Below are 4,422 nucleotides of genomic sequence, written 5' to 3'. Positions count from 1 at the left end.
CTGTTAGCGCTATCCCGGATCGCCAATAAGAAGATGACACTCACGCTTCCCGACCTGCGACAGTATTCAGTGATCTTTGATCGTTCAGGTTCACCCATTGAAGCTCGACAGATTATGCCTCATGCCTTTCCGGAGGATGAACACCACTACAGCCTAAGTATACGGCTACTGACTGTTGAGCCCCAGTTGTAATTCATCAAATAGACCTGAGGTCAGAGCTGAATTCAATCCCCGTGAGATCTTTTACCATTTCTATAAAGCTGTCCTGACAATAGATACCCATACAGCCGTCATAGGTACTTTTGAAAATCAAATCCTCCTGGTCTGGCAGGAAGCCTATGGCTTCAACATAAGTACTTTCTTCCCCATCGACACAGGCTTTGCGACTTTGTGCAGGATCTGCATCCAAAGTGTGGGTGATATTAAAGATATGCCAGGTTTCGCCTTCTACGGTAATCGGCAAAAATTCACCATAAGCTTTCAGTTTTGAAGCCAGCTTCAGATAACTTTCAGGGCTGAAACACAAGTTTCTTTGCCAGATAGCAACATCCATATTTTCAGAGCCAGTGCCATCCTGCCACTCAGCCTGGAATGCTTCCCAGATGGGTAATCTTGGTGTGGCATCTAGAACGAAGTTAAATTCACCTAGCTTTTTCATCATGGTAGGTACATCAATGTGCAAGCGCATCGTATGTTCAGAAAAATTTAGTTTGTAAATGTCAGGCTGGCTGTCATACATAATGCTGGTATTTCCTTATATGTCTCTTTTATGATGCATCTGCAAGTTGGAAATTTAACATGACATGGAAAGGCAGGAGAGTCAGTATCATGCCAGTGCCAGAACGAACAAAAAAGTATTATGAAAAGGATAGGCTTGAGCTTCAGATTGATCGTTGTGCGTCTAAAAAGGATCCAACGACATTTGACTATCAGCAAGTACAAACAGTTGCAGATATAGAAACAAAGTTGGATTTATATCGTTGGAGAGCTCAAGATATGAGCGCCAGAGAGTTAAGGAAAGAGCATCATCAGTCCTCCAGGCTTGCAGAACATATGGCCATTGATGGCTATCCAAGACCACATAGTCTCTGTGATGCCCATGCTATCGTATCAGGTGCTCATAAGAGGGCTGCCCAGCAGCGAGCTTTGCTGGCATCACTTAAACTGCGAGTTGATGATCCTTTTAATGGTTGTTGGTTGCCCAGAAATACAGCAGCTATTCAATCAATGCCTCGAACCTTGCGAAGTGCTGTACCCCATAGTCGAATCCATAGAACGAATTACTATCGCTGGCTGGATTCAGAACTTCGTCCTGCCAGTATAAGAAATGTTGAAGTATTGAAGCAAAAACTGAAAATGGTAGAAACACGGCTTCAGGCTGGTACTCAGCCTAAAGAAGTAATGGAGAAAGCCAGTCGAGGTAAAAAGTCGTGATATATCGAATACATGAAGACAGTGAGAACTTTCTCCACTTTCACTTATCGGCTGATGAAGTAGAAGACAAACTGGGTGGAGACAGTGAGTTTTATCTTGAGCGTGAGCCTACCCGGTATCAGCCCATCTGGAAACCATTAGAGATAGAGTTCTATGAAAGTGGTGAGGCTGCAGTGAATCAGCTACCTGATCTGGATGTTGGGTTGGGGCGTTTATTTTTGAATCAAAAAGCCTATGATCTATTGTCCAGCTTTTTTAAGGATGTGGGAGAGTTTCTTCCTGTTACCTTCTCAGGACAATCAGGATTCTTGCTGAATATCCTTAATATTGCTGATGAAGAAAGGTGTGTTGATACACAACTAACGACCAGAAATGAGTGGGGAGATCTCACAGCACTTTCATTTTTGGAAGCAGAGAGCACTCAATTTAATGTATTCAGAAGTGATGTAGATGGGTTTGGAGGGGTCTACTGTAATGATGCATTTAAAGAAACGATCGAAGAAGCAGGTTTAACAGGGGTTTTGTTTACTAATGATTTAACCGCATTATCGCCTTAGTGCCCTTCAATCCAGAAGATCTATATGACGCCGCCAGCTTGGCGGTTTTTTTTCGCCTGAAGAAAGGGATTTTTTATGGCCATCAACCACGACGATGTAAAACTCTTCGAAAGCCAACGACTCAGTGATGAAGAAGACGGAGGAGGCCGACCCATAGAACTCAGTGGTGGCGAGGACGCAGCGTGGGTAAGCCGGGCCACCGTTGAGAACCTGTTAGCGCTATCCCGGATAGCCAATAAGAGGATGACACTCACGCTTCCCGACCTGCGGCAGTACTCAGTGATCTTTGATCGTTCAGGTTCACCCATTGAAGCACGACAGATTCTGCCCTATGCTTACCCAGGCGACGATGATAACTACAGCCTGAACATTCGGCTGCTGACAGTTGAGTTGTCCCAATAGTAGAAATCAAGGAGCCCCAGAAAGGTCCGGGCTGAACCTCACACCTTTTAAGCCCGCATCTTCACAGGCTTGCTTAAAGCGCTCATTACAATACACACCCATATAGTTATCGTACTCAATTCTGAATAGAGGAAAGCCTTGCAGTTTTTGCTCATCAAAAGCAATCCAGTCTATCTCACCCCATTGATTTTTTTTGCAAAGATTCAGGTTCAGGGCGTCATCTGACAAGGTCAGTACATTGAAGATATATCCATGTGCCTTGTTGTATGTGACCGGTAAAAACTCACCGCAAGAGTCAATCAAGGGGTGCAGAGCAGTGTGAGCTTCCTGACTGATAAATAAACGACCATGGCGTTGTGAAATATCGGGAATAACAGATACTTTCCCTGCGGATGAGCTGTAGAACTCTATTGCCATGGTTTGCCAATTCTCCAGGTAAGAGACTGGGCTTTCATCCATATGGAATAAAGTATCGTCACCCAGGGCTCGGCGGGACTCTTTACTGTCTATGTTGAACCAGAGAAAGTGTTTAACATCGGGTCGAAGAGAATAAATCATACCGGTAGACCAACGCCTTTTTTGTTCATAACATAACTGGGCTGAGAACCCGCCTGAATTCGAGTTTCAACCATCTTTAATACTGACCTGAGTTGTTCATCCGTTCGAGTGGCTCTTAAATTAATGATGTTGTCGAGCCAGTGATAGTAGTTAAATCGGTGGATTCTGCTGTGAGGAATAGCATGCCTGAGTCTTCGCGGCATTAAAGCCAGGGCAGCCGTGTTTTCAGGTAGCCAGCAACCATTATCGGGGTCGTCAATTCTTATTTTTACCCAGGCCAGCACTGCTCTTAATCGGGCTGCATCTTTGTGAGATCCTGAAATAATGGCATGGGCATGACAGTTTTTGTGAGGTTTGGGGTCGCCTGACAGTGTCAGATACTCAGCCAGTCTTTTTGACTGGTGCTCTTCATCCTCCAGTTGATCGATTGTCATATTTTTGGTCGCTGAACGGTAGCGATCAAGTTGACTTTCAACTTGGGCGACGTGACCTACTGCTTCAAGATCTGCAGCTTTCGGATTTTTAATGGCAGCGAACGAGTCAATCGCTTGCTCAACCCGGTCTTTCTTGTAATAGGGTTTTTTATTCTCAACTTCGGGCACAACGAATTCCTTTCCTGTTTACCTCGCCCAGCAGAGTCTAACAGAGCTAAATCGAGTTTTTCCAGAAGCATTTTCTACCATGACCCTGCAGAAAAACTAGAAAAAACATAAAACATGATCATTTCAATAGGAGCTATGGATGGCCATCAATAACAACGATGTAAAACTCTTCGAAAGTCAACGACTCAGTGATGAAGAAGACGGAGGAGGCCGGGCTACTGGCAATGGAGTGATCGACGGCAACGTCAATAACCTGTTCCAGGACATCTCCCGGATTGACCGAACCATCGGAGATGTGGCTCTGCGAAAAGCCTACATTGGCATCAGCACCGATAACAACGATGCCTATCTGGGTAGTCATATCATCCTCACCGACGCACCGGATGACGACAATGTCAGTGTGTTGCTGTTCAATACCAATAGCCAGGTGGATGAGCGCAATGCTGCCCGGGATCGGATCGAGGCTTATGTGGTACCCGGCACCTCAGCCAGCTTCGAACTGTTGGGAGATCAGTTGGTGGGTCAGCGTAGCATTGTCGGTATTCAGCGAGAAGAAAAAGCCCTGCCTGAAATTGGTGAAGTCTATCGACTGTACAGCAGTGATAGCAAAAAGGAGCAATATGTTCGCATTACCAAAGTGGAGCACCGTATTGAAACCTTCACCTACGCCTACGGGAGTGGCAGCTATATCGACTTTGAACGTCGGCGGCTGGATATGGAAATCAGTGCGGCTCTGATTGACCGTTTTCCCGGCGGTATGGCCACTCCTGCAGGGACACTGATGCCGGTCGATGCGGAAGGGGCCAGTGAAGCCAAGACCTCGGTGCAATCGACACAGATCGCAGACACTGCTCGTTATTACGGTATTC

Annotated in this window: 8 protein-coding genes; 5 read left to right on the top strand and 3 right to left on the bottom strand. The window is 45.7% G+C overall.

Annotation, left to right across the window (positions count from 1 at the left end; genetic code table 11):
• Nucleotides 1–192, top strand: a 192-nt coding sequence (locus ACR2PX_RS25680) for a hypothetical protein (protein WP_434002202.1), incomplete at its 5' end; no start/stop codon positions are given.
• A 4-nt stretch (nucleotides 193–196) separates the two neighbouring features.
• On the opposite strand, the gene ACR2PX_RS25675 is transcribed toward ACR2PX_RS25680, so the two are convergent.
• Nucleotides 197–739 carry a hypothetical protein gene (locus ACR2PX_RS25675; protein ID WP_434002201.1) on the bottom strand — a complete coding sequence of 181 codons (543 nt, stop codon included), beginning with the start codon at nucleotides 737–739 and terminating at the stop codon, nucleotides 197–199.
• 89 nt (nucleotides 740–828) lie between these two features.
• Here ACR2PX_RS25675 and ACR2PX_RS25670 point away from each other — a divergent pair, with 89 nt between their 5' ends.
• The 3 genes from ACR2PX_RS25670 to ACR2PX_RS25660 all read left to right on the top strand — a co-directional run bounded on the left by ACR2PX_RS25670 (nucleotide 829) and on the right by ACR2PX_RS25660 (nucleotide 2,393).
• Nucleotides 829–1,434 carry an AHH domain-containing protein gene (locus ACR2PX_RS25670; protein ID WP_434002200.1) on the top strand — a complete coding sequence of 202 codons (606 nt, stop codon included), beginning with the start codon at nucleotides 829–831 and terminating at the stop codon, nucleotides 1,432–1,434.
• On the top strand, nucleotides 1,431–1,991 hold the full coding sequence (locus ACR2PX_RS25665) for a hypothetical protein (protein ID WP_434002199.1): 561 nt from the start codon (nucleotides 1,431–1,433) through the stop codon (nucleotides 1,989–1,991). The genes ACR2PX_RS25670 and ACR2PX_RS25665 overlap by 4 nt, the downstream gene beginning before the upstream one ends.
• A 75-nt stretch (nucleotides 1,992–2,066) precedes the next feature.
• The gene (locus ACR2PX_RS25660; RefSeq protein ID WP_434002198.1) at nucleotides 2,067–2,393 is read left to right on the top strand and encodes a hypothetical protein; all 327 of its coding nucleotides are present in this window, start codon (nucleotides 2,067–2,069) and stop codon (nucleotides 2,391–2,393) included.
• A 6-nt stretch (nucleotides 2,394–2,399) separates the two neighbouring features.
• Here ACR2PX_RS25660 and ACR2PX_RS25655 read toward each other — a convergent pair whose 3' ends face one another.
• The gene (locus tag ACR2PX_RS25655) at nucleotides 2,400–2,951 is read right to left on the bottom strand and encodes a hypothetical protein (RefSeq protein WP_434002197.1); all 552 of its coding nucleotides are present in this window, start codon (nucleotides 2,949–2,951) and stop codon (nucleotides 2,400–2,402) included.
• Complete coding sequence (locus ACR2PX_RS25650; RefSeq protein WP_434002196.1) at nucleotides 2,948–3,553, bottom strand: AHH domain-containing protein; 606 nt, start codon at nucleotides 3,551–3,553, stop codon at nucleotides 2,948–2,950. The genes ACR2PX_RS25655 and ACR2PX_RS25650 overlap by 4 nt, the downstream gene beginning before the upstream one ends.
• Nucleotides 3,554–3,692: 139 nt before the next feature.
• Here ACR2PX_RS25650 and ACR2PX_RS25645 point away from each other — a divergent pair.
• The coding region (locus tag ACR2PX_RS25645) for a hypothetical protein (protein ID WP_434002195.1) at nucleotides 3,693–4,422 on the top strand (730 nt) is incomplete at its 3' end.

Origin of the sequence: Endozoicomonas sp., from assembly GCF_051008435.1 — a bacterium.
Classification (GTDB): Bacteria; Pseudomonadota; Gammaproteobacteria; order Pseudomonadales; family Endozoicomonadaceae; genus Endozoicomonas_A.
The sequence above is the reverse complement of the archived record's forward strand: the minus strand, read 5'-3'. Positions and strand labels throughout refer to the sequence as shown.